General features: G+C 67.5%; 19 protein-coding genes. 4 read left to right on the top strand and 15 right to left on the bottom strand.

The window, feature by feature from the left end; translation table 11 throughout:
* Positions 1 to 140 precede the first annotated feature (140 nt).
* Together B5F85_RS03165 and B5F85_RS03170 are read left to right on the top strand one after the other, a co-directional pair.
* Positions 141 to 1430, top strand: coding sequence for a CapA family protein (locus tag B5F85_RS03165; protein WP_087314342.1), 1290 nt, complete (start codon positions 141 to 143; stop codon positions 1428 to 1430).
* Between the two features lie 78 nt (positions 1431 to 1508).
* Positions 1509 to 1946, top strand: coding sequence for an ArgR family transcriptional regulator (locus B5F85_RS03170; RefSeq protein WP_239386634.1), 438 nt, complete (start codon positions 1509 to 1511; stop codon positions 1944 to 1946).
* Here the strand turns inward: B5F85_RS03170 and B5F85_RS03175 are convergent.
* The 7 genes from B5F85_RS03175 to B5F85_RS03205 all read right to left on the bottom strand — a co-directional run bounded on the left by B5F85_RS03175 (position 1943) and on the right by B5F85_RS03205 (position 8644).
* Entirely contained in the window at positions 1943 to 2785 is an 843-nt protein-coding gene (locus B5F85_RS03175; protein WP_087314346.1) for a Cof-type HAD-IIB family hydrolase, read from the bottom strand. The two genes, B5F85_RS03170 and B5F85_RS03175, sit on opposite strands and share 4 nt — an antisense overlap.
* Positions 2786 to 2816: 31 nt before the next feature.
* Positions 2817 to 3797: a phosphoglycerate dehydrogenase gene (locus B5F85_RS03180; RefSeq protein ID WP_204204617.1), complete on the bottom strand. Its 981-nt coding sequence runs from the start codon at positions 3795 to 3797 to the stop codon at positions 2817 to 2819.
* A 172-nt stretch (positions 3798 to 3969) separates the two neighbouring features.
* Positions 3970 to 5613 carry a dihydroxy-acid dehydratase gene (gene ilvD / locus B5F85_RS03185; RefSeq protein WP_087314350.1) on the bottom strand — a complete coding sequence of 548 codons (1644 nt, stop codon included), beginning with the start codon at positions 5611 to 5613 and terminating at the stop codon, positions 3970 to 3972.
* Between the two features lie 72 nt (positions 5614 to 5685).
* Positions 5686 to 7068 (bottom strand): PTS transporter subunit IIC, encoded by a 1383-nt coding sequence (locus tag B5F85_RS03190; protein WP_087314352.1) that lies wholly within the window; start codon positions 7066 to 7068, stop codon positions 5686 to 5688.
* 87 nt (positions 7069 to 7155) lie between these two features.
* Entirely contained in the window at positions 7156 to 7440 is a 285-nt protein-coding gene (locus tag B5F85_RS03195) for a PTS sugar transporter subunit IIB (protein WP_072374520.1), read from the bottom strand.
* Between the two features lie 76 nt (positions 7441 to 7516).
* Positions 7517 to 7981, bottom strand: coding sequence for a PTS sugar transporter subunit IIA (locus tag B5F85_RS03200; RefSeq protein WP_087314354.1), 465 nt, complete (start codon positions 7979 to 7981; stop codon positions 7517 to 7519).
* A gap of 42 nt (positions 7982 to 8023) precedes the next feature.
* Positions 8024 to 8644, bottom strand: coding sequence for a bifunctional 4-hydroxy-2-oxoglutarate aldolase/2-dehydro-3-deoxy-phosphogluconate aldolase (locus B5F85_RS03205; protein ID WP_087314356.1), 621 nt, complete (start codon positions 8642 to 8644; stop codon positions 8024 to 8026).
* 401 nt (positions 8645 to 9045) lie between these two features.
* Here B5F85_RS03205 and B5F85_RS03210 point away from each other — a divergent pair, with 401 nt between their 5' ends.
* On the top strand, positions 9046 to 9651 hold the full coding sequence (locus B5F85_RS03210) for a helix-turn-helix transcriptional regulator (protein ID WP_087314358.1): 606 nt from the start codon (positions 9046 to 9048) through the stop codon (positions 9649 to 9651).
* Between the two features lie 18 nt (positions 9652 to 9669).
* On the opposite strand, the gene B5F85_RS03215 is transcribed toward B5F85_RS03210, so the two are convergent.
* The 8 genes from B5F85_RS03215 to B5F85_RS03250 form a co-directional block, all read right to left on the bottom strand.
* A complete protein-coding gene (locus B5F85_RS03215; protein ID WP_158094548.1) occupies positions 9670 to 10488 on the bottom strand; it encodes an HAD family hydrolase in 819 nt (272 codons plus the stop codon).
* A gap of 80 nt (positions 10489 to 10568) precedes the next feature.
* Positions 10569 to 11984, bottom strand: coding sequence for a Sapep family Mn(2+)-dependent dipeptidase (locus tag B5F85_RS03220; RefSeq protein WP_087314362.1), 1416 nt, complete (start codon positions 11982 to 11984; stop codon positions 10569 to 10571).
* Positions 11985 to 11993: 9 nt separating this feature from the next.
* Positions 11994 to 13727, bottom strand: a complete 1734-nt coding sequence (locus B5F85_RS03225) for an HTH domain-containing protein (protein ID WP_087314364.1) — start codon at positions 13725 to 13727, stop codon at positions 11994 to 11996.
* A 19-nt stretch (positions 13728 to 13746) separates the two neighbouring features.
* A complete protein-coding gene (locus tag B5F85_RS03230) occupies positions 13747 to 14913 on the bottom strand; it encodes a PatB family C-S lyase (protein ID WP_239386636.1) in 1167 nt (388 codons plus the stop codon).
* An 88-nt stretch (positions 14914 to 15001) separates the two neighbouring features.
* The gene (locus tag B5F85_RS03235) at positions 15002 to 16441 is read right to left on the bottom strand and encodes a fructose-specific PTS transporter subunit EIIC (protein WP_087314367.1); all 1440 of its coding nucleotides are present in this window, start codon (positions 16439 to 16441) and stop codon (positions 15002 to 15004) included.
* Positions 16442 to 16489: 48 nt separating this feature from the next.
* The gene (locus tag B5F85_RS03240) at positions 16490 to 16933 is read right to left on the bottom strand and encodes a PTS fructose transporter subunit IIA (RefSeq protein WP_087314369.1); all 444 of its coding nucleotides are present in this window, start codon (positions 16931 to 16933) and stop codon (positions 16490 to 16492) included.
* Positions 16934 to 17162: 229 nt separating this feature from the next.
* A complete protein-coding gene (locus B5F85_RS03245; protein WP_087314371.1) occupies positions 17163 to 21890 on the bottom strand; it encodes a 2-hydroxyacyl-CoA dehydratase in 4728 nt (1575 codons plus the stop codon).
* Entirely contained in the window at positions 21890 to 22567 is a 678-nt protein-coding gene (locus B5F85_RS03250; RefSeq protein ID WP_087314373.1) for a TetR/AcrR family transcriptional regulator, read from the bottom strand. The genes B5F85_RS03245 and B5F85_RS03250 overlap by 1 nt, the downstream gene beginning before the upstream one ends.
* A gap of 274 nt (positions 22568 to 22841) precedes the next feature.
* On the opposite strand from B5F85_RS03250, the gene B5F85_RS03255 reads away from it, so the two are divergent.
* Positions 22842 to 23843: a serine hydrolase gene (locus tag B5F85_RS03255; RefSeq protein WP_087314375.1), complete on the top strand. Its 1002-nt coding sequence runs from the start codon at positions 22842 to 22844 to the stop codon at positions 23841 to 23843.
* The last annotated feature ends 169 nt before the right edge of the window (positions 23844 to 24012 follow it).

The following is a 24012-nucleotide window of genomic DNA, read 5'->3' on the forward strand; positions in this document are numbered from 1 at the left end:
GGCGACGCGCGTCAGCGGAGCGTAACCTCGCGGAGCCGGGGGCGGGGCGCCCGCCGATTCCCCGAACGAGGCGCAAATCCTGAGCGTTCGCGGGCGTATAGTGTTCGCATATGCCCCGCAAGGAGAAGGTGGGACACGCCATGGCCGAGAAGAACGAGCGACAGCGGCTCAAGCCGCACCGCCGGGGAACGCCGATCGAGCCCGCGGCACCGGGCAAGCCCGCAAGTCGCCCGGCCGCCCAGGCCCGACCAGCCCGCGCACGCCAGAAGAAGACGCAACTCCTCCCCGTCGTGATCGTGCTCGCCGCCCTCTTTGTGGTAGGATGCGCGCTCGGCATCCGCGCGGCGCTGGCGCCGGCTCCCGAGACGCCCCCGGCCCTCGAGGGCCCAACGCGGGTCAGCTTTGTGGCCGTGGGCGACAACCTCCCGGAGATCGAGATGGCCGCCTATGCGGACGCCCAGGCCGGGGAGACGGGCGACGGGGACTACGACTACACCCCCATCTACGCGCCGATCCGCGACTACGTTCAGGCCGCTGACCTTGCCTATGTGAAGCAGGAGACCCATCTGGGCGGGGACGACATCGGCCCCAAGGGCTACCCCTCCTTCAACACAACCGACCAGATGGCGGACGCCCTCGTGGACGCGGGCTTTGACCTCGTGGGGTCGGCCTCCAACCACTCCTACGACTGGGGCTCCTACGGGGCCAACGAGCACTCGCGCTCCGTCTGGAACTCAAAGCCCGTCGCCTTTGCCGGTACCGCGTCGAGCGCGCAGGAGGCCGACGAGCTCGCCCTGGTGGAACGGGAGGGCATCACGTTCGCCCTTCTCGACTACACCTACGGCGTCAACGGCTACGAGCGCGAGGACCTGCCCGACTACGCCGTCAGCTTCATCGACAGGGACCGCATCGCCGCCGACGTAGAGCGCGCACGCGAGCAGGCCGACGTGGTGCTTGTCGCCATGCACTGGGGCACCGAGAACCTCATGGAGGCCGACCAGACCCAGCGCGAGTACGCGCAGTACCTCGCCGACCTGGGCGTCGACGTGGTGCTGGGCTCGCACCCGCACGTGATCGGCCCCGTGACGTGGCTCACGGGCGAGGGCGGAAACAGGACGCTCGTTGCCTACTCGCTCGGAAACTTCACGAGCAACCATGAGGTGAAGCGCATCAGAAACGAGCTCGAGGGAATGCTGAGCTGCGACTTTGTGAAGGACGACGACGTCAGCATCGAGAACGTCCGGTGGACCCCGCTTGTGATGCACACCGACGGGACGAGCTTTGCGGTCTACGCCCTCAAGGACTACACGCCCGAGCTCGCCGCCGCGCACCCGGGCCTCGCCGAGGAGGCGGACCCCATCGCGTGGCTTCGCCAGACCAGCTCAGACGTGGTGAACGCGCTCGGCGACGAGTTTCCCATCGACATGTGAGGGCGCTCGCGGCCCGCGGCGCGCCGACGTCAGGCGGCGAGGCGCGGGCGCGGTCCGAGCAGGCCCGAGGAGGAGATCATGAAGCGCAGCAATGGCAGGCAGGAGGCGATCCGCGCCATCGTGCGCGGCCAGTCCATACGGACGCAAAACGAGCTCGTGGAGGCGCTCGTCGAGCGGGGCTTTCCCTGCACGCAGGCGACAGTCTCGCGCGACGTCTCCGAGATGCACCTGAGAAAGCTCGCGGGAGGGCTCTACGTCCTCGAGGAGGACCTCAATCTGCAGCTCGTGCTCTCGGAGTTCGTCATAGAGGCGAGAAGCGCGCCGGGCCAGAGCCTCGTGGTGGTGCTCACCCAGCCCGACACCGCGACGAGCGTGGCGAGGGCCGTCGACGAGGCGCGCCTCGCCCACGTGCTCGGCACGGTCGCCGGAAGCGACACGGTGTTCGTGGCGACCGACTCCCCCGCCGGGGCAGACGAGGTCAGGGGTCTCGTCTGCGCCCTCGCCGAGAGCGGCTAGTTCGTGGACGCCGGCGCCAGGGACGCGAGGATTGGCTCGAGGTAGCGCGCCACGCCCGACTCGTCGCAGGACGCGGTCAGGTGGTCGGCGGCAGCCTTGACCTCGGGCGCGGCGTTTGCCATGGCGACGCCGTCGCCAGCGGCGGCCAGCATCGTGAGGTCGTTGTCACCGTCGCCGAAGGCGATGCAGTCCTGCGGCGCGACGCCCAGGTGCTCGCAGAGCCACAGCAGCCCGGCCCCCTTGTGCGCGCGGCGATCGGTGACCTCGATGTTGCAGGGCAGCGAGGAGGCGCGCCTGAGGGAGGGTTCGGCGTCGACGAGCGCGCAGACCGCGTCGCGGTCCTCGGGGCGGCGGTAGAAGACGTTCAGCCGGCACACCTCGCCGATGCGCGAGAGCTGGTCCTCCAGGCTCGCGTCGTAGACGGTGCGCACGCTGCGGACGAACTCCTTGGTGGCCTCGCTGAGCTCGAGCCGCTCGATCAGCGAGAAGCGCTCACGCTCGGCGTAGACGGTTCCGTCGGCAAACAGGTCGAAGGTGACGGGCCGGTCGCGGAGCCTTTGGTAGAGGCTGAGCACCAGGTCCTTGTCGATGGTCACCTCGCGCAGGGTCCGCCCGCCGGCGACCTCAGCCACGACGGCCCCGTTGGCGCAGACGGCGTAGCGAACGCTGGGATGGGCGAGCAGCTCGGGCGGCAGCCCCGCGAGGTTGCGGCCGGTGCAGGGAACCACCATGACCCCAGCGGACGCCGCGGCGTCGAGCGCGGAGGCGTTCTCGGGGGTGATGGCCTTGGCGGAGTCGAGGAAGGTCCCGTCCATGTCCACGAACACGAGCTTGAGCACAGCGTCTCCTTTGGTCCCGAGCCCTCCCGGCTCACGAGAAGCGCACGCGGTCCGCGAACGTCACGCGGTTGGGCGGCTCCTTTCCGTCCTTGAAGGCAATGATGTTGTCTGCCACCACGTCGCCCATGCGACGGTTTGCCTCGAGCGTCGCCGAGCCGATGTGCGGGGTCGTGAGGACGTTGGGCAGATCGTAGAACTTGGGCAGCGTCGGCGGCTCGCGCTCGTAGACGTCGACGGCGTAGCCCCCCAGGCTGCCCGAGAGCAGTGCGCGCTCGAGCGCGGACTCACGCACGATTCCGGCGCGCGCCGTGTTGATGAGCAGCGCGCCCTCCTTCATGCGGCGAAACTCGCGGGCACCCAACAGGTTGCGCGTCGCCGAGGTGAGCGGCGCGTGGATGGTCACGACGTCGGACTTCTCGAGCAGCTCGTCGAGGCCCGTGTAGAGCAACCCGTAGTGGGACGCCTCGGGGCGCTGGACGATGTCGTAGCCCAGGATGTCCATCCCAAAGCCCATCGCGCGCGCCGCGACCGCCATGCCGATGGCGCCCACGCCGATGATCCCGATGGTCTTGCCGTAGAGGCTCCTCCCGGGAATCTTGTTCCACACGCCGGACTTGAGCTGCGTCACGGTCTGGGTGATCATGCGAGCCAGGTCGAGGATGAGCGCAAAGGTGAGGTCGGCCGTCTCCTCGCGGTTGGCCCCGGGGGTGTTGGTGATCGTGATGCCGCGCCGCGTGGCGCAGGCGAAGTCGATGCCGTCGAAGCCCGCTCCGTGGCGCGCGATGAGGCGCAGTCGGGGGAGCTTCTCCATGGTCGCGGCGTCAAGGTAGTCGTTGCCGAGCACGATTGCGTCGCAGTCGTGGGCGTGCTCGACGATCTCGTCCCCGGAGAGCGGCCGTCCGTACGGGTTGACGCGCACCGTGCATCCCGCAGCCTCCAGCCGCTCGACCGCGCTTGTGTCAAAGATGCCAAACGTCGCCGCACACGACGCGACAACAAACGAATCCGACACGTCGTGTCCCTTTCCCATAATGCACACCGTCCGGTGGGTATTTTACCCTTGGCCGCCGCCGCGAGCCTCGAAGACGCGGCGGAGTCCCGACAGCGCACACAATGAGGGACGGGGCCGGGCGACGCCATCTCCCAGGGCGCCGCCCGTCCCCGGCGGGACCGGGCGCGTCGGACTACCCGATGACCGCGCCCGTCTTGGCCGAGCTCACCTGCCGGGCGTAGCGCGCCAGGAGGTGTCCGCCGTTCTCGTGGACGACGGGCTTCCAGCCCTGCTTGCGGCGGGCGAACTCCTCGTCTGTGACCTCCACCTCGATGAGGTTTCTGGTGAGGTCGATGTTGATCTTGTCGCCGTTCTCGACGAGCGCGATCGGGGCGCCGTCGAAGGCCTCGGGGCAGAGATAGCCCACCGAGAGGCCACCCGATGCGCCGGAGAAGCGCCCGTCGGTGATGACGGCGGAGTCGGGGATGCCCTTCATGATCTCGGTGACGCGGTGGAGCTCCTTCATGCCGGGGCCGCCCTTGGGGCCCTCGTAGCGGATGATGACGCCCGTGCCCGGCTTGATGGCGTGGGCGTTGTAGGCCTCGAAGGCCTCCTCCTCGGAGTCAAAGACCATGGCAGTGCCGCTCCAGACGTGCTGGTCGGCGGGCACGGCGCTGGTCTTGACGAGCGCGCCCTCGGGGGCCAGGTTGCCGTAGAGCACCTGGATGCCGTTGGCCACGGAGGCGGGGTCGTCCTGGGTACGGATGACCGAGCGGTCGCAGCGCAGCACCGAGGTCTCGAGGTTCTCCGCGAGCGTCTTGCCCGTGACCGTCATGACCGACGTGTCGAGGTCGCCCGCGATGGTCTCGAGGACGGCGGGGATGCCGCCGGCCTTGTAGAGGTTCACGCAGGAGATGTCGCCGTTGGGCACGACGTTGCAGATGACGGGCGTCTTGGAGGTAATCTCCGCCACCTGGGTCCACGTGCACTCCAGGCCGAGCTCGGCGGCGAGGGCGGGCAGGTGGATGAGGGCGTTGAGCGAGCCGCCGATGGAGGCGAGCAGCTTGACGGTGTTGTCGATCGCCGCCTGCGTCATGATGTCGGACGGCTTGATGCCGCGACGGACGAGGTCGACGACGGCCGCGCCGGTCTGGCGGGCCGAGAAGCGCCGCTGGCTCGTGGACGACGGCCACAGCGCGCCGTTGGGCAGCATCATGCCGAGGCCCTCGGTCAGGCAGCCCATGGTGTTGGCTGTGCCCAGGAAGGGGCAGACGCCGGGGCCGGTGTAGTAGCGCAGGGTGCCCTCGATGACGTCGCGCTCGGTGGCCTCGCCGGCCAGGAAGCGGGCGCGCAGGGCCTTGGACTCGGACGGCTTGATCTCGTCGTAGCACGGGCCGCAGGTCACGAGCGCCGAGGGCAGGTCGATGCGGGCCGCCGCCATGAGCATGGCGGGGATGATCTTGTCGCAGCTGCCGAGGTAGACGACGCCGTCGAAGCAGCCCTCGCCCACGATCATGGCCTCGCAGGAGTCGGCGATGATCTCGCGGTGGGGCAGGCAGTAGCGCATGCCCGCATGGCCCTGGGCGATGCCGTCGCACATACCGATCGTGTTGAACTCGATCGGCTCGCCGCCGGCCTCGAGGACGCCCTTCTTGACCTCCTCCGCCAGCTTCCTAAGCGGCTCGTGGCCCGGGCACACCTCGTTCCAGCTGTTCGCAATCGCGATGAGGGGCTTGTCGGGGTTCTCGAGCGAGTCCACGGCGACGCCGGCCGCGGCCAGGTGGGCCTTGGAGATGGCGCGCTGGAAGGGCTCGAGCTTGTCAATAGCACGTTCCATGGTTTCCCCCTATGGGTATGGGGTGGGCGCCGCCCCGTCGGCGGCACCCACCACCTCAGCTGAGATGGGCGACTACTCCATCTCCTCGTACTCGGCCGCGTAGGCCTCGATCTTCTCCATGCCGATCTTCTTCTCGACGAGGAACCAGACGGCGACGAAGACGACGATGGCGACCGGAACGAGGATGATCGCGTTCTCGGAGATGCAGGTCCAGAAGACGATGGCGGTCTGCGTGAGCGACGGGCCGGCCATGGACGCGATCTGGCCATCGAAGGACAGGCCGGTGGAGGTGGCCAGGTCCGTGAGGTACGGGGCGGCGAAGGTGCCGGCGTACAGGATGGCGGCCATCACCGGGATGGAGATGAGGATGGAGCGGAACACGTTGCCGCGGCAGAGGGCGACGACGAGGGCGACGCGGAACGTGACGACGGAGAGGTCGGCCAGCGGCATCATGCGGTTGCCCGGGAGGACGAAGGCCAGGAAGATCGTGACCGGGATCATGATGAGGGCCGTGGTGATGACCTCGGGGTTGCCCACGACGACCGCGGCGTCGAGGCCGATGGAGAGCGACTGGCCGCCGAAGTGCTTGGTCGTGAACTTCTGGGCGCCGTCGGAGATGGGCATGAGGCCCTCGACGAACATGGCGGTCATCTTGGGCATGAGGACCATGACGGCGGCGACGTTGACACCCGTGAGGAAGATCTGGTCGATCGGCATCAGGGCCAGGGCGCCCATGGCGCAGCCCAGGATGAGGCCCAGCATCATCGGGTCGCCGAAGATGCCGAGGTACTTCTGGACGTTGCGGATGGAGACGTTGACCTTGTTGAGGCCGGGGATGCGGTCGATGACCCAGTTGAGCGGGGCAGCGATGATGATCGACGACGTGTAGGAGATCGTCGGGAGCGTGACGTCGGGAATCCCGAAGAAGTGCTCGATCAAAGGCGAGGTCCAGTCGGCGAACTTGAGCGTCATGACGGCGGTGAAGGCCGTGGCGATGAGGGCCCAGACGATGTTGTTCGTCACAAAGAAGACGAGGATGCCGGCGATCATCATGTGGTGGTAGTTCCAGATGTCGACGTCCATGGTCCTGGTGAGCTTGAGGACGAGCATCAGGATGTTGATGCCCAGGATCTCAAAGACCAGGAAGGCCACGATGGGAGAGGCCCAGGTGACCGAGGAGATGGCGCCCCAGCCGACGTCGGTGACGTCGAGGTTGAGGCCAAAGTTGGCGACCATCGCGCTCGCGGCCGGGGAGACCGCGGACTTGAGCAGGTTCACGAGCAGGTTGATGCCCACGAAGCCGCAGGTGATGGTGATGCCGCTCTTGAACGCCTTGCCGATGTTCATGCGGAAGACGAGGCCGATGATCGTGATGATGATCGGCAGCATGACGTAGGCGCCGGCGTTGATGAGCGCCTGGAAGACAGTGCGGACTGTCTCAAGGAATGCGTCCATGCCTTTCCTTTCTCACATTGAGGACGGTCGAGAAGAACGCGGGGCGACGGGACCCGCACGCCAGCGGACGTGTCCGCGGGGCGTCAGCTAGTCCTTGAGCGCCTCGACGATCTTGTCGAGCGTGGCCTGCTCGTTGATGCCGGTGAGCAGGGCGATGGCCATGATGATCGGGGTCTTGACGTCGGCGTCCTTGAACTTGCCGGAGGTGACCACGAGGTCGTAGTCGTTGGCCTTGTCGTGGAGCTCGAGCATCTTGCACTGGGTGACCTGGATCGCCACGCCGTGGTCGGCGCAGTAGTCCTTGATCTTGGCGGCGACGACGGTGGAGGTGGCGACGCCGTTTCCGCAGGCCACGAGAACACGCTTTGCCATTTTCGTTCCTTTCTCTCAAAGAGAGCCTTGAGCGCACCCCTGTGGTGCGCCTCTTACCTGATGGTGGGACGGGCCGCTAGACGAGCAGCGAGCCGGCGAGCGAGAAGACCTCGTCAGCGTCCTGCGCCGCGATGACCTTGCCGACGAGCTCCTGGTCCTGGACGAAGGCGATGACCTTCTGGAGCATCTCGAGGTGGGCGTGGGCCTCGGTGAGGGCCAGCATGCACACGACGGAGACCTTGCAGGTCTCGTCGGGCTCGTCCATCTTGTGCCAGTCGACGGGGTTGGCCAGGACGCCCATGCACATGGCCGCCTTGTTGACGTTCACGACGTCGCAGTGCGGGATGGCGACGTTGAGGCCGCCCATGTCGAGCGCGGTCGGGAAGTTCGCCTCGCGGTCGACGATCGCCTGGGCGTAGGTGTCCTTCACGTAGCCCTGCTCCTCGAGGACGCCCGCCAGGCGGCGCTCCACGTCCTCGCAGCTGAGGCCCTCCTCGTCGATGCGGACGACGAGGGAGCTGTCAAAGCTCAGATCTGCCATGCTCTTCTCCTTCTCTGTTTTGGGGGTCGCGTGCGCGACCCGTTACCAGACGACGCTCTCCTCAAGCTTCTTGATCGACGCGGCGAGCCTGGGGGCGTCGCACGCCTCGATGTCGGCGGGATCGAAGATGCCGGAGCCGATGCCCGCATAGGTGGCTCCCTTGTCGAAGTAGGACTGGACGTTCGCGACGTTCACGCCGCCGACGACCATGAGCGGCAGCTTTCCGAGCGGCGCCTGGACGGCCTTGAGGTAGTCCGGGCCGAGCTGGCCGGCCGGGAAGACCTTCACGATGTCGGCGCCCATGTCGATCATCTTCTGGATCTCGGTGGGGCTGAAGGCGGCGGGGACGGTGATGACGCCGGCCTCCTTGGCGAGGTCGAAGATCTCCTGGGTGAACATGATCGGCGAGAGCATGAACTCGGCCCCGGCGGCGATGGCCTGGCGGGCGAGCTCGGCGTTCTTCACCGTGCCGGCGCCCACGTGGACCTCGGCGCCAAACTCCTTGCGCGCCGCCGCGATCGACTCCATCGCGTGCGGGGAGTTGCTGGCCACCTCGATGGAGTTGACCTTGGTGCCGACGAGCTGCTCCACGACGGTGAGGACCTGCTTGGTCTCATAGCCGCGGAGAATGACGGTCACCTTGGGAAGAACGAGCTCGCACATACCTGCCTCCTCTGTCCGATTCCGTTGGTGAGATTCTAGGTCTGCATATTCTCTTTTCAAAATTTGGAGTCACTTCACAATTTTTGCATATCGAGACCGTCAGAGGAATTCAGGTCGGCACGAAGGCAGCTCTTGATGAGCCGGCCCGTTTATCTGTGGTTTTCGTAAATCGCCCATATTGAGCAGCATCTCATTACTCAATTTGTAATCCTGTGATAAGCTCAACCTGAAACGATACGGCAGATTTGTTCCGAAGTATCACTACTTGAGTCTCATTTTTGTTTGTATATTCTTTTTCTTTTTCTGAATATTATCTGAATATCTGATTCTATTCTTCATTTTTTCTCCATACTTATGCGCAAGAATGTGCCCAACACAGGCCCCCTACGACAGGAGCTGGCATGGAGTTTGGGTCCACGGTCACCAAGCTGCGCGAGGGGCGCGGCTGGTCGCAGGCCAAGCTGGCGGAGAAGGCAGGCGTGAGCCAGGAGACCGTCGCCGCGTGGGAGAGCGGCCAGGAGTTCCCCGGTCAGGAGCAGCTGCTCTCGCTCGCCATGGCCCTCAAGGTCAAGATTCCGCGCCTCATCGAGAAGGACGAGGAGCTCATGGTCAAGGTCATCGAGGGGACTGAGACCTACGAGACGGCCGTCATGGGCGTCGTCTCCGTCGTGACCGCCGCCTGCGCCCTCGTCCTCATTGCCCTCTCCCACACCGACCCGGACGCGCTGCAGATCGCCATCCGCGTCACCGAGGCCGTCCTGATCGTGGGGCTGCTCGCCCTCGTCTGGCAGCGCCGCGGCCCGCGCGCGCAGCGCGCCAAGGCGTTCCGCGACGCGCTCGAAGCGGCCGACGGCTCCCAGACCGCCTTCGTCATCAAGCGCAAGGCCGGACGCAACACCGGCAACGTCATCATGCAGTTCGTGCTCGGCGCGATCATCGCCGTCACGCTCATCGTCCTTCTCGGCATCATGGTGCCCGAGTCGCGCCTGCCCTGGGTGATGCTCTAGCGCCCGGGACGTCGGGGCTCAGGCGAGCAGCGGCTCGAGGTAGCGCGCGACTCCCGCAAGCTCGCAGCGCGGCGCCACGTGACGGGCGTGCGCCCTGACCTCGGGGGAGGCGTTTTCCATGGCGACCGCGTCGCCCGCGACGTCGAGCATGGAGACGTCGTTTTCCGAGTCGCCAAAGGCGACGGTGTCGGCGACGTCGACGCCCAGGCGCTCGCAGAGCCATAGCAGCGCCGTCCCCTTGGTTGCCTCCGCGCTCGTCACCTCAAGGTTCATCGGTATCGACGAGGCGCCGAAGAGCCCGGGGCGCGCCGCCACCGCGTCCCGCGTCGCCCTGCGGCCGCGCTCGTCCGCAAAAAGGACGTTGACGCGACAGATCGAGGGGACGCGCTCGATGAGCTCCTCGGTGCCGCAGTCGACGAAGGTGCGCCGCGAGAGCACCATGCGGCGCGTGGCCTCGGTCATCTCGACCAGGTCGTAGAGCGGCAGGTTCTCGCGCGATGCGAAGACGCCCTCCGGGGTGAAGAGGTCGAAGGCGACGCGCTGGCCGCGGACGTCTGCGTAGAGCGCGCGGACGAGGGGCCTGTCGATGGAAACCTCGCGGACGACCCGGCCCGACCGAACGTCGTAGACGAGCGCTCCCCCGCCGCAGACGGCGTGGCAAACGGTCGGGTGCGCGAGGAGCTCGCGGGGAACGCCCCGCAGGCTGCGGCCGGTGCAGGGGACGAACTGGACCCCGCGTTCGGCGGAGACGTCGAGGATGCGGAGGTTGTCGCGCGGGATGGTCTTGTCGGGGGCAACGAACGTGTCGTCCAAGTCGATGAAGACCAGCCTGACCATCGGGCACTCCTTTCGCCTCGGGGCTCCCATGATAGCGCGCGCGGGTTGCGGGCGGCCCCGCGGGCGAGGGACGAGAGCCGCTATCGCCGTTCGTACAGCGTGAGCAGACGGTCAAAGGCCAGGACGTAGACGGCGAGCGCCCGCTTGAGCGCCGCCTCGGAGACGCCCTCGTTGGCGCCGTGCTCGGGGCCCACCCATGCGGGCGGCTCGTCCGCCGGGTCTAGGGGGCCAAAGCTCACGGCGTGGTCGAAGTGGTGCGCGTACGTGCCCCCGCCGATAGTGAACGGCCGCGCCTCGCGCTCCGTGACCTCGGCATACGCGCCGAGAAGAACCTGGACCTCCGGAGCCTTTGGGTCGACGAAGTACGGGTCCCGCGCATGCGTGACCTCCGCCGTGCAGCCGCGCCGCGCCGCCGCTGACGCCAGCGCGGCGCCAATCGCCCCAGCTGTCGTCGACTTGGGAAAGCGGATGTCCAGCTGCTGGACGAAGCGTCCCCCGTCCGTGGAGAGCACGGTTCCCACGCAGGTGAGTGGATCGAAGAGGTCGTCGGTGGCGTCGATTCCCAACCCCGAGCCGTCCGTGCAGCTCAGCAGGCTCTGCTCCAGCTCCAAAAACGAGCGCTCGCGCGAGGTCCCTACGCCTATGCCCAGCAGATAGTCCACGAGCACGCCCACAGCGTTGACCGTGCCTCCCGGCATGGCCGCATGGCCACCCGTGCCGCGCGCCCTCACGCGCGCGAGCCCGGGGCCCGCCGCCTCAACAGTCACGCCCGCGCCCGTCGGCAGTCCCGCCGCGTCCGCGCGAAGCACCGCCTCGGCCGCGTCCGGAACCGCGTTTCTCGCCGTCCCGCCACAAAGCGAGACGATCGCGCCGTCGGCATCTACCTCACAGGCAAAGCACGCGTTCACGCCGCCCTTCTCCCCGCAGCACACGGGGAACGCGGCGTCTGGGGTGAAGCAGAAGAGCGGCTGCTCGTGATGCGCGCGATACCAGCGAACGTCCTGCATGCCGGCTTCCTCGCTCGCGCCGAGCAGGCAGCGCAGGCCGACGCCGCGCCTCTCCCCGAGCCGCGCGAAGAAGGCCGCCGCGTAGAGCATGGCCACGGCAGCGCCCTTGTCGTCCAGCACGCCCCGGCCAAGCAGATACCCCTGACGCCGCGCGAGCGCAAAGGGGTCAGTGTCCCAACCGCTCCCGGCAGGCACCACGTCAACGTGCGCGATTGCGGCCACGTGACGCCCATCCGACTCGGCGCGGGGCAGCTCCGTCCAACCGAGATAGCCGTCGCCGTCGCAGGTCGCAAGCCCAAGCCTCTCCGCGATCCCCAGTGCGCGGTCGAGGGCCTCGCGGCACGCGCGACCCCACGGCGCGCCGTCGCGAGCGTCGCCCGTGTCCACCACGCTCGGAACGGCGACCAGCTCGGCCAGGTCCGCCAGATAGCAGTCCCAGACCTCGTCCGCGTACGCCAGCGCCTCCGCCGCCCTCACGACTCCGCCCATCCGGTCCCCCTAAGCGCCGCCGAGGAAGCGCAGCGTGTCCTCGTACGTGCGCGGCAGCGACTCCCCGCGCGCCCGCGCGTCCTCGATCACGGAGAGCAGGTACGTGAAGATGCTGCTCTTGTCGGCCTGGCTCTGACTCGCCAGCACCACGATGACGAGCTCGATCCTGTCGTCCGTGTCCGTCACGGGCTCATCCAGGCACGCGACCGCGAGGCGGAACTCGTCGCTCTCAACCGGCGTGATGGCGTGCGGGAAGGCGATGCCGCCCAGGTTGAGACGCTTGCCCGCGCGCTCGCGCTGCCGAATGAGGTCTGCCTCGTCGGCCGTGATGCGGTGCTCGTCCACCAGGCGCCCCAGCACGTCCTCCAGGACGCTCAGGTACACCTGCCCCGGCTCGACGCTCAGGTGGAAGTAGCTCTCCTCCCCCAGCATCCGCTCGACGTTCTTGCGGTAGAGGATGTCGAGCGCCATCGTTCGAATGATCTTGAGCTCCCCCGCGCTCAGCACGCCCCGGAAGGCCATGTCCCACGAGACCTCCTCGACCAGCGTGGGATAGTCCTCGTCGCGCACGGCAAGGTCCCAGTTCCGCTCGTCCAGGGCAACCTGGAGCGCCGCGTCGTCGCACACCACTCGGACGTCGACCTTCTCGACGTTCTGCTCGATGAGGCGCTGGTTGATGGTGGACATGGAGCGCCGGTGACACAGCACCAGCACGCTCACGGGGCGCCTCTCGGGCTTCTCCATGGACGCGAGCACGTAGAGCGCCAGGAAGTCGGACTCCATGAGGAGCCGGGGATGGTCCTCGCGCAGGCGCGCGCAGAGGTCGTCGCCAAAGTCGAACTCAAACGGGTGCAGCAGCCGCATGCCGCGCATCTGCTCGCGCATCTCCTCGGACATGAGCGTGGGGAACAGCGCGCAGCGCACCACGTGGTCGAAGACGAGGGAGCACAGGTCGGAGCGCGTCGAGTGGATGCCGTAGGCGCGCAGCAGCGCGTCGATCTGGTCGACGATGCGCGCTCGATGCGTGACCAGCTCAAAGAGCAGCTCGCGCTTCTCCTGGTAGAAGTCCTCGGCCGCGCGGGCGCGCGTGACGGCCCAGTTGTCGCTCTCTCGGTGCGTGAAGGGCGCCGCGGCCATGGCGGCGACCGTCTGCAGGTGCGCCTGGCGAGAGGAGAGGTAGGGGCGCATCTCCTCGCGATAGCGCGCGCACGACTCGCGAACGAGCTGTCCGCCGAGGTCCCAGCCCGCAAGCTCCTCGAGGCGAGTCGCCAGATACGGGCTCTCCGCCGCGAGCGAGGCGAGCACGTCCGCGGCGCCCGCGGAGAGTAGCGTCGCCTCCACCCCGCGACCGGCGCGCGGCTCCAGACGGACGACGCTCGCGTACTCGGCGTTTATCTCGGCAATCGCGCGCCCGATGGAGCGGCGGGACAAAAAGGTCTCCTGCGCCAGGCTCGCCATGCTCTGGTCCGGCGAGGTCAGGACGGCGAGAAGCACCGCCAGCTCGTCGGAGAGGCCGTCCTTGAGCAGTGCGTGCAGCCGCTCGGCGGAGAGCACCTCGAGCCGGTAGCTCTGCTCGGACTCTATGCGCCCCGCGCCCTCCGACTGGAGCTTGGCGTTGACGGAGGCCACCTCGCGCACGACGGTTCGGCGCGAGACCCCCAGAACCTCGGCAAGCTCGGCGCCCGTGCGCGGTCGCGCCCGCAGCAGCGAGACGAGCATCTGTTCACGTTTGGTGAGGTGCATGGCCCCCTCCTCGCACCCCCTACTCCCCGAAGGCCGAGAGCATGCGCGCAAGGCCCTCGTCGAGCTTGGCGCGCGGGCAGGCGACGTTCATGCGCAGGTAGCGTCCGTCACCGTATGCCGCGCCGGACATGATGCCCACGCGGCCCCGGTTGACCAGGCGGTCCTGGAGCTCCTCGGGTGAAAGCCCCGTGCCAGAGGCGTCAATCCATGCGAGGTAGGTGCCCTGCGGCTCGGCAAAGCGCAGCTGCGGGAGGTTCTTCTCGACAAAGGACCGCAGGTGGGCCATGTTGGCGGAGAGGTGCGCAAGCATGTCGCTCACGTAGACGTCGCAGCGCGCGTAGGCGGCCATCTGCGCCTCCATGCCAAGGATGCTCACGGAGGAGAGGGCGTTTTTCTGCTTGAGCTCAAAGAGGAAGCGCTCGCGCAGAATCGGGTCGGGGATGAGGCAGTAGGACCCGATGAGGCCGGGCGTGTTGAAGGTCTTGGAGGACGAGCACGCGATGAGGGCGCCCTCGGTGGCCACGTCGAGGATCGGCGTGTAGCGCGCGGGCTCATAGACCACGTCGCGGTGGATGTCGTCGCTGATGACGGTGACGTCGTGCGCGCTGCAGATCTGGTGGATGCGCTCCAGCTCGGAGCGGGCGTAGACCTTGCCCGTGGGGTTGTGCGGGTTGGTGAGCAGCATCACGCGGTTGCGCGGGTTTCTCGCCGCGCGCTCCAGCGCGTCCCAGTCGAGCCCGTAGCCCTCCTGGGCGCTGGCCTGACAGACGGGGACGAGGGCGCGACCGTTGCCCTCGATGACGCCATAGAACGCGTCGTACATGGGCGTGCAGGTGATGACGCCCTCGCCCGGCGCCGTGAGGAGCCGGATGACCGAGGCGACCGAGAAGATGACGCTCGGGCTGTAGACGACCCACTCCGGGTCAAAGTCCCGCGCCGACCCGTCGCGCTGGAACCAGCGGACCACGCTCTGCTTGTAGTCTGCGTGGTTCCAGCGGGTGTAGCCAAAGACGGGGTGACGCAGGCGCGCGAGCAGCGCCTCCTCAACCTCCTCGGGGACGGGGAAGTCGGTGTCGGAGATGGAGAAGGGCAGCACGTCGGCGCGACCAAAGCGGTCGGCGGCATAGTCCCACTGGGTGCTGTAGGTCCCCGTGCGGTCGATGACCTTGTTGAAGTTGGTAGCCACGATGCCCTTTCCTTTCTCCGATACCTGGGCGAGACGGGCGCGGGCCCGCTCGACGCGGGCCCGCTTCCTTTCCCTGCGAGATGGGCCGCTATGCCTCGAGGGCGGCCTTCTCCTCGCGCTTCTTGAGCCAGACGCCCTTGAGCACGATGATGAGGGCGACGTTCAGGACGAGGCCGATGGCGAGCGCGATGTAATAGCTCGGGATGGGGTACATGAGGCCGAGCAGCGGGTCGAAGATGCCGATGCCGGGCGCGGTGCGCTGGACGCCAAGGGCCATGGAGGCGATGCCCGCGATGCCGCCGGCGATCACGTTGGCCGAGATCATGGGCAGCGGGGCGGCCAGGGCATAGGGGATGGCCGGCTCGGTGGCGACGGTGCAGCCCACGATGAACGAGGAGATGGACATGTCGCGCTCGGCCTGGGTGAACAGCTGCGGGCGGATCCAGGTGGCGATGGCGGCGGCCATCGGCGGGATGACGGTCACCACGCCCACGATACCGTACCAGTCGTACACGCCGGAGCCCACGAGGGAGAACGAGAAGAACCAAGCCGCCTTGTTGACCGGGCCGCCCATGTCAAAGGCGAGCATGCAGCCGACGAGGAAGGCGGCAAGAAGCTTGAGCTCGCTGGGGATGGACGAGAGCATCGTCACGAGGGCGTTCATGAGCCAAGCCATGACCGGGCCGAGCACGTAGTAGGTGAGCAGGCCAAAGACGAGCAGCGTCACGAACGGGATGATGACGAAGCCAAGCAGGGACTGGATCTCCTTGGGAAGCTTCACCTTGCGGAACGCCTTGACGAAGTAGCCCACGGACAGGCCGATGACCACGGCGCCGAGGAAGCCGCCGCCGGTCTCGGTGCCCAGCAGGTCGGCGCTGTTGGCGAGATAGGTGCACAGGAAGGCCGGCGCGAGGGCGGGCTTGTCGCCGATGGAGTTGGCGATGTAGGCGCCCATGATCGGGATCATCATCGTGAAGCCGAGGCCACCCACGGTGTTGAGCACCCAGGCGAGCGATGCCATCTCGCCCTCGCCAGGGGCCACGTTGGGGGCGCCGAACTGGGCCATGATGGAGCCGATGGCCATGAGCAGGCCGCCGCCGATGACGAAGGGCAGCGCGGCGGAGACGCCGGCCATGAGGTGCGTCATGATGCCCTCGGCCTTGGTGCCCTTGGTGGTTCCCATGTGGACCTTGGTGGTCTGGAAGAGCTTGGCCTCGGACTCGAGATTGTCCATAATCTCGTCGACGCGCTTGAGCGCCTCGGAGACGGGGAGCTCGATGACCTTCTTGTTGTTGAAGCGGACGCGGTCGGAGTCCGTCATGCCCTTGCCCAGGGCGAGGATGACGTAGTCGGCCTCCTTGATCTGCTCGGCGGTGAGCTGGTTCTCAACGCCCGAGGCGCCCTGGGTCTCAACGTGGACCGTGTAGCCGCGCGCCTCGCCCTTCTGCTGGATGGCCTCGGCCACCATGTAGGTGTGCGCGATGCCAGCCGGGCAGTTGGTGACTGCGACGATGGACTTGTTCGCCATGCGTCTCTCCTCTCTTGCTCTCGTCGGGAGGAATCCCCCGCCTCTTTCCTAGCTGATGGCCGCCTGGATGGCCTCGCAGACCTCGTCGGCCGAGCCGCCCTTGAGCACGGCGGTGAAGTCGTCGTGCATGAGCTTGCGGGCGAGCTTGGCGAGCAGCTGCAGGTGCACGTCCGCCCCGCTCTTGGGCGCGAGGATGCTGATGAGCGTGTCCACGGGCTCGCCGTCGAGCGAGTTCCACTCGACGGGCTGGGACAGGCGCGCGAACAGCAGCGTGGCATCGGAGACGTTGTCGGTCTTGGAGTGCGGGATGGCGATGCCGCCGCCAAAGCCGGTCGTCCCCTCGATCTCGCGCTCCTTGTAGTCGGCCACAACCGCCGCCTGGTCCGTGGCAACGCCCAGACGCACGGCCGCGGCCGCGAGCGCCTCGAACGCATCGGATTGGCTCGAGGCCTCGATGGTCCCGAGCATGTGGTCCTTCGCAAAGAGTGCCATGGTAACCTCCCTCCGGGCTTATCGCCTTCACGTACTCTACATATGTGAGCTTAGCAAGGGGGTGTTTTCAGCCTAAGGTCCGTTTTGTCACAACTGGACGGACAAAACGCGGCGAGAAGTGCGGTGGGTTTGGGCCGCGCGCGCTTCTCGCCTCGCGCCGGGCAAGAAAAGGCCCGCGCCCCGGACGGTCCCGGGACGCGGGCGAGCAGCGCGGCCTGTGCCGTACGGCCTACTTGGTGACGCCGGCGCGGCGTTTGGCCTCCTCGATCTGGGCGAGCTGCTCGTCGGTGAGCTCGATGCTCCCGCCGTGCGCGCCGCAGGCCGAGCCGTCGCCGCGGGCGACGGAGTCCTCGAAGCGGGCGCTCCCGGTGTAGGGCGCGACCGCCTCGTTGGTCACCGGGTCGGAGGGGTTCTCCAGGCGGAATCCCCCCTCGCGGTTGACGCGATAGTTCTCCTTGGCCACGGAGATCATGAGCTTGATGCGGTTGAGCTGGTTGACCTCGGAGGCACCCGGGTCGTAGTCCACGGCCACGATGTTGCTCTCGGGGTGCATCTGGCGCAGGCGCTTGATCACGGACTTGCCCACCACGTGGTTGGGCAGGCACGCAAACGGCGAGCAGCACACGATGTTGGGCGTTCCGGTCTCAATGAGGTCGACCATCTCGGCCGTGAGCAGCCAGCCCTCGCCCATCGTGTTGCACAGGGACAGCACCTTCTCGGCCTTGGCGGCGAGTTCGAAGATGTCGGGATAGGTCTGGAAGCGCGTGGTCTTGGCGAGCATCTTGTTGATGGGCTCGCGGAAGCTCTCGATGAGCTTGATGCCAGCCATGTGCGTGAGGCGGCTCGAGGCCTTGGTGCCAAGCTCGGCGTTGGTGTTGATGGCGTTGGTCATGCCAAAGAGGAAGAAGTCCACGAGGCCGGGCACGTTGGCCTCGCAACCCTCCTGCTCGATGACCTTGACCACCTGGTTGTTTGCCGTGGGGTGGAACTTGACGAGAATCTCGCCCACCACGCCCACACGCGGCTTGGAGCGGTCGTCCTCGAGCGGCAGCGCCTCGAAGGCATCGATGGTGCGCTGGCAGAGCTGGTAGAACCTGCCGCGAGACGCCGTGGAGGACGCCACGAAGCCCTTGGCCTCGGCCATCATGCGGTCATAGAGCGCATCGGCGGCGCCGGCCTGCGCTTCGTAGGGACGGCAGCGGTAGAGCAGCTGCATGATGAGGTCGCCGTAAAGCAGGGCGTAGACGGCCTTGACCAGCAGGTCGGGCTTGAAGATGGAGAAGCCCGGGTTCTTCTCGTCCAGGCCGGAGGCCGCGGTGAGGGAGATCACCGGAACCTCGGGGTGGCCGGAGTCCTTGAGCGCCTTGCGGATGAGCGCGATGTAGTTGGTGGCGCGGCAGCCGCCGCCGGTCTGGGTGATGATGACGGCCGTGCGCGAGAGGTCGTACTCGCCGGAGAGCACCGCCTCCATGATCTGGCCCGTGACCAGGATCGACGGGTAGCAGATGTCGTTGTTGACGTACTTGAGGCCGGCCTCGACGGCGCCCTGGTCGACGGAGGGCAGCAGCACCACGTTGTAGCCGGCGCTCTTGAGCAGGACCTCGAGCAGGTCAAAGTGGATCGGCGCCATCTGCGGCACGAGGATGGTGTAGCCGGCCTTCTGCATGTCCTCGGTGTAGCGGACCTTCTCGAAGGCGGCGCTGGCGGCCTCGCGATAGACGGGCACGCGGCCGGGCGCGGTGGCGCGGGCGCGCTCGATGGAGCCGTCGGCGCTCATGACGCCCACGGGCTCGACCTCGCGGACCTTGCCCTGGGAGGCGGCGCGACGCAGCTCCTCGCGCTGCTCGGTGAGGGCCGCCATGAGTGAGCGGATGCGGATGCGGGCGGCGCCGAGGTTGGACACCTGGTCGATCTTGAGGACGGTGTAGATCTTGCCGGAGGCCTCGAGGATCTCCTGGACCTGGTCGGTGGTCAGGGCGTCGAGTCCGCAGCCAAACGAGAAGAGCTGAATGAGGTCGAGGTCGTTGCGGGAGGCCACGAAGCGCGCCGCGCGGTAGAGGCGGCTGTGGAACATCCACTGGTCGATCACGCGGATGGGGCGCTCGGGCTTCATCTTGTGCGCCACGGAGTCCTCGGTGAGAACGGCAAAGCCGAAGGAGTGCACCAGCGACGGAATGGCGTGGTTGATCTCGGGGTCGTTGTGATAGGGACGGCCGGCGAGCACGATGCCGTGGGCGTCGTGCTCCTCGATCCAGCGCAGGGCCTCGTCGCCGGCGCGGTGCATGGCGTCCTTGAACTCGAGGTCGGCCTCCCACGCGGCGTTGACGGCGGCGTCGATCTCGGAGCGGGTGATGCGCTCACCGCGGACGCGCCCGCGGCCCTCGGCGGCATCCTTCTCGCGCTGCTCCACGATCAGCTCGTAGAGGCGGCGCTTGAGCTCGCGCTTCTTGTCATAGGGGATGAAGGGCGAGAGGTACTCGACCTTGCTCCCCTCCCCCAGCTCGTCGACGTTGAGGCCCAGCGCCTGCGGGTAGCTCATGACGATCGGGCAGTTGTAGTGGTTCGTGGCGCCCTCGTCCTCCTGGCGCTCCCAGCGAATGCAGGGCATCCAGATGAAGTCGGGGTCCTTGGCCAGCAGGTTCATGATGTGGCCGTGGGAGAGCTTGGCCGGGTAGCACACGCTCTCGGAGGGCATCGACTCGATGCCGGCGTCGTAGGTGGCCGCCGAGGTCTGGTCGGAGAGCACCACCGAGAAGCCCAGCTTGGTGAAGAACGCGTGCCAGAACGGGTAGTTCTCGTACATGTTGAGCGCGCGCGGGATGCCCACGGTGCCGCGGGGCGCCTCCTCCGGCGAGATCACCGGGCGGTCAAAGAGCAGCTTGTTCTTGAAGTCAAAGAGGTTGGGGGCGTCGTTTTTCTTGGCGCGCGAGCCGCCGGCGCCCTTCTCGCAGCGGTTGCCCGTGATGAAGCGACGGCCGCCGCCAAAGTCGTTGATCGTGAGCAGGCAGTTGTTGGAGCAGCGCCCGCAGTGGACGTTGGTGTGCTTGACCTGGAGGTTGTCGATCTCCTCGCGGGAGAGCAGCTGCGAGGTGCCGCCGACTCCGGCGCGGTCGCGGGCGAGAAGGGCCGCGCCGTAGGCGCCCATCGTGCCGGCGATGTCCGGTCGGATGACGTCGCGCCCGGTGAGCAGCTCGAAGGCGCGCAGGGTGGCGTCGGACATGAAGGTGCCGCCCTGGACCACGCAGTACTGGCCGATCTCGTCGAAGTCGCGGAGCTTGATGACCTTGAACAGCGCGTTCTTGATGACGGAGTACGAGAGGCCCGCCGCCACGTCGCCGATGGTCGCGCCCTCCTTCTGCGCCTGCTTGACGCGGGAGTTCATGAAGACGGTGCAGCGCGACCCCAGGTCGACGGGGCTCTTGGCGGCCACGGCCGCCTGCGCGAACTCCTGGACGGACATGTTCATGGACACGGCGAAGCTCTCGATGAAGCTGCCGCAGCCCGAGGAGCAGGCCTCGTTGAGCATGATGTGCTCGATCACGCCGTCCTTGACCTGCAGGCACTTCATGTCCTGGCCGCCGATGTCGAGGATGAACTCGACGCCCGGGACAAAGGCCTTGGCGCCGCGCAGGTGCGCGACGGTCTCGATCTCGCCGGAGTCGGCGCGGAGGGCCTCGATGAGGATCTGCTCGCCGTAGCCCGTGGTGGTCACGTGGCCGATGACGCAGCCGGCCGGCATCTTGTCGTAGATGTCGTCCATGATGGTGCGCGCGGTGCCGAGGACGTCGCCGTTGTTGTTGCCGTACCAGGTGTAGAGCAGCTCGCCCGCCTCGCCCACCACGGCGGCCTTCATCGTGGTGGAGCCGGCGTCGATGCCGATGAACACGCGGCCCTGATAGCTCTCGAGGTCGCCCTTGGGCACCACCTGCTTGTCGTGGCGCTCCTTGAACTCCTGGTAGTCGGCCTCGGTCTCGAAGAGCGGCTCGAGGCGCGCGACCTCGGAGCCCTGGACGTCCTTGAGGTTCTCGAGCAGCTGGATGACCTCGCCAAAGGTCACGTACTTCTCGGACTCGCCGGCGAGCGCCGCGCCGGTGGCCACGAACAGGTGCGCGTTCTCGGGCACGATGATGTGCTCGTCGTCGAGGTTGAGCGTGAGGTAGAAGCGCTTGCGGAGCTCCGAGAGGTACTGGAGCGGGCCGCCGAGAAACGCCACGTGGCCGCGGATGGGGTGCCCGCACGCAAGGCCGGAGACCGTCTGGTTGGCCACGGCCTGGAAGATGGAGGCCGCGATGTCCTCGGGGCGGGCGCCCTCGTTGAGCAGCGGCTGGACGTCGGACTTGGCGAAGACGCCGCAGCGGCTCGCGATGGGGTGGATCTGCGTGGCGCCCTTGGCGAGCTCGTTCAGGCCGGAGGCGTCGGTGTGCAGAAGGCTCGCCATCTGGTCGATGAAGGCGCCCGTACCGCCGGCGCAGGTGCCGTTCATGCGCTGCTCGATGCCGTTGTCGAAATAGATGATCTTGGCGTCCTCGCCGCCGAGCTCGATCGCGCAGTCGGTCTGGGGGATGAGCGTCTCGACGGCGCGCTTGGAGGCGATGACCTCCTGGACGAACTCGAGGTCGAGCCAGCTCGCGAGCAGCATGCCGCCGGAGCCGGTGATCGAGACGCGCATGGGCGCCTCGCCGATCACCTTGCGGGCGCGGGCGAAGAGCTCCTTTGCCGTGGCGCGGATGTCGGTGTGGTGGCGCTCGTAGTTGGCGTAGACGAGGTTGTCAGAGTCGTCGATGACGGCGAGCTTGACGGTGGTGGAGCCCACGTCGATGCCCAGGCGCAGGTGGGCGTGGGAGAAGTCAGCGGGACGCGCCGGCGAGAGCTCGGCGCCCTCCTGCTTGAGCTCGAGCGGCTTGTGGGCGCGCGCGGTTTGCTCGGCCCGGATGGAAGCGGCGGTCTTGTCGGTCATCAGTTGTCCTCCTTGGAGCACATGGCGGCGAGCGCGAAGCTGGGTATGTCAAGGTCGATGGGGCTGTCGTAGAGGTCTCCTGGGCGCACGAACATGAGCGCGGTCATGAGGCGCGCCATGGTGGGAACGCTCTCGCGCATGCCGCCGTCGAGCCAGCGCAGGAGCACGCCGACCTCGGCCGAGATGGCAAACGTGAGGTAGTAGTCAAAGAGCGGGCCAAACGCGCGCAGGTCAAGCCCGTCGACCGCGCGCATGCCCACGACCTCGTGCACGAGCGCCTTGATGCGCTCGGCAAAGGCCGGGTCACCGCCGTTGCCGAGCAGCGGGCGCAGGTAGTCGCCGCGTTCGCGAACGGCGCGCAGCAGCGCCTCGGCGCCGGGGGCCGGCTCGCCGTGGGCGAGGGCGCGGCGCAGGTCGTCGAGGTGGCACGCGGCCAGGCGCGCGAGCGGAGCGCGCAGCTCGGCGAGGGTCTCGTCCTCGATCTGGCGAACGAGGTCGGGGATGTCACGGAAGTGGGAGTAGAAGGTGCGGCGCGTGACGCCGGCGCGCTCCGTCACCGCGGTGACGGTCACGCGGGAGAGGTCGCCGGTGGAGGCGATCTCCTCGGCGAGGGCGCGGCGCAGGGCAGACCTAGTCCGGACGCTCCTGCGGTCGGTGCTGAGCACGCATTCCTGCATGTGGCGGGCAGTCCCTTCGACGTTGCGGACCGGGTCGCGGGACCCGGATATTGCACAGCCTGCGTAGTATTGCACAACCTGTGCAGAAACCTTACGGCGGCGCGGATGCGGAGGCAGGCAGCACAACATCTCCACGGTGCGGCGGGGCTGCCCGGAGACGTATAGAAGAGGCCCTATCCCGCGCCCGACCGTTCGCGCGTTTTTTCACAATGGATACCAAACGCCCTCCTGACGCTGCGATAATGGGGAGGATTCAACGTGGGTTGGAGGCTTCATGAGGCACGGAACGACGCTTGCTCAGGCGCTGGCAGGTACGGCATGCACGGTTCTCCTTGCCTCGTGCGGCGCGACGGAGCCTGCCTTCACCGCCGAGCAAAGCGAGCCAGCGGCGCAGGTCGAGGTCGAGGACCGAGCCCCCGACGAGGAGCCGGACGACGCGGCGGCGGGCGCGCAGGGCGAGCAGGACGAGCAGGCCGCCGAGCCCGCGGCAGAAAACGCCCCCGCCGAGGACGAGGCCTTCGATCCCAGCGGCCCCGTCGTCGAAGCCGCCTCAGATCTGGGCGTGACCGTGAGCGCGCCCGAGGGCTTCCTCGAGACGGAGGAGTTTGCCGCCCTGGAGTCAGAGATCTCCCCGCTCGTGGAGGCGGGCCACAGCGTGAGCGTGCGCGCCGTCGACCTGGAGACCGGCGTCGGCGTGAGCTACAACGCAGACGAGGTCCGCTATCCGGCAAGCGCCATCAAGGCCGCCTACTGCGCCTACGTCTGCGAGACATACGGCGGCTCGGCGGGCCTGGGGCAGACCATGGCCGACTGCCTGCTCAACTCCTCCAACACCTCGTACGAGACGCTGATCGAGACCTTTAAGCTCGCGCCGTTTGCCGCGTGGCTCACAGAGTGCGGGGCGACGGGCGCCGGCGGGCGCGCCTATGACCACTACTACCCCGACATCACGGCAAACGAGCTCGTGGCGGTGTGGCGGGAGATCTGGCGCTACGGCACCTCGGGCGAGGCGGGCGCCGAGGAGCTCACGGGGCTGCTCGCGCAGACGGGCTTCTCTCCCAGCGGCGACGCCCTGCGCGACGAGCACGAGGTCTGGGCCAAGGCCGGATGGTATCCCGCTGACGGAACCGGCTACACCTCGACCAACGACGCCGGCGTGGTCATCTCGGAGGACGGCGCCTACGCGTTTGCGGTGATGTCCGACCTCTCCGCCGACCTCGATCGACTCGTGCCGCTCATCTCCGCGCTCGACGACGCCCTCGACACGATGCGCTGAAGCCGCGCGGGGCAAAAAATCCTCCGGGGATCAGTCCCATGGACTGCAAAATCGGCCTTCAGTCCATATTCGGCCGACCCGCAGAACAAAACCGTGCTTCGATCCATGGAAAAATGACCCCTCGGGCCGATTCGAGATGCTCCTCGCGATAGCTCAACTGGGCATATGC

Origin of the sequence: Olsenella sp. An293, from assembly GCF_002159495.1 — a bacterium.
GTDB lineage: Bacteria > Actinomycetota > Coriobacteriia > Coriobacteriales > Atopobiaceae > Thermophilibacter.